This is a genomic window from Mesorhizobium sp. M7A.F.Ca.CA.004.06.1.1 (assembly GCF_003999135.1).
GTDB lineage: Bacteria > Pseudomonadota > Alphaproteobacteria > Rhizobiales > Rhizobiaceae > Mesorhizobium.
On sequence record NZ_RZPQ01001368.1, the window covers coordinates 1 to 608 of the forward strand.

The 608-nt window shown below is 65.5% G+C and carries 1 protein-coding gene; it reads right to left on the reverse strand.

Annotation, left to right across the window (positions count from 1 at the left end; translation table 11 throughout):
• On the reverse strand, positions 1-608 hold a 608-nt coding region (locus tag EN906_RS36375; RefSeq protein WP_164777719.1), incomplete at both ends, for an FAD-binding oxidoreductase.

Below are 608 nucleotides of genomic sequence, written 5' to 3' on the forward strand. Positions count from 1 at the left end.
TAGCCGGTCGCCATCCAGTAGCCGGCCAGTTCCGGCGCCTCGCCGAGATAGTAGCGGTCGTCGGGCGTAAAACTCTCAGGACCATTGAAGAAGGTGTGGATGCCGGCGGTCGCCAGCATCGGCATGCGGTTGACGCCCATTTCGAGGATCGGCTCGAAATGCTCCATGTCCTCAGGCAGTTGGTCGAAGCAGAAATCCTCGCTTATGCCGTCCATGCCCCACGGCTTGGCCACCGGCTCGAAGGCGCCCAGCATCATCTTGCCGGCGTCTTCCTTGTAGTAGGCGCACTCATCGGGCACGCGCAGCACCGGCAGACGGGTGAGGCCGGGGATCGGTTCGGTGACGAGGTAAAAATGCTCGCAGGCGTGCAGCGGTATGGTGACGCCGTTCTGCGCTCCCAGTTCGCGGGCCCACATGCCGGCGCAGTTGACGACGATGTCGGCCTCGATCGTGCCTTGCTCTTCGCCTTGCGCCCAGGACACGCCGGTGACGCGGCCGGCCTTGCTGTGGACCTTGGTGACCTTGACATTCTCGACGATGGTGGCGCCGCGCTGGCGCGCGCCCTTGGCCAGGGCCATGGCGATATTGGCGGGGGCGCACTGGCCGCC